Here is a 316-nt window from a genome sequence, read left to right on the forward strand (position 1 = left end):
ATGATAGGACGGGCTGTCGAGGATCGCCGCTTCCAGGCCATTCGACAGCGCGCGTTGCATCAACAGCTCCATTGCCAGCGTCTGGGTCTCCTTGATCGGCAGCGGCGTCGCGCCGCGAATATCAGGCAGTTGCTCGATGATCTCGAGCGCGCGCGCCACCGTGGTGTGATCAACGCAGGCCGCGAGCAGGCCATAAGTCATGCCATAGAGACCATCGAGCGTTTTTGGCAGCAGCGCCGCGGTGTCCGCCCCCGGCCGCGCCGCGAGGAGCCGCACCACGTCGGCGCCGGCCTGCAATTCGCGCAGCACGCCAAAG

Annotated in this window: 1 protein-coding gene; it reads right to left on the bottom strand. The window is 66.1% G+C overall.

Features of this window, described 5'->3' with window-relative positions; genetic code table 11:
• A partial coding sequence (locus KQX66_RS39205) for a hypothetical protein (protein WP_216798469.1) occupies nucleotides 1-316 on the bottom strand: 316 nt, incomplete at both ends.

It is taken from the genome of Paenibacillus oleatilyticus, assembly GCF_018998565.1.
GTDB classification, from domain to species: Bacteria; Bacillota; Bacilli; order Paenibacillales; family NBRC-103111; genus Paenibacillus_G; species Paenibacillus_G oleatilyticus.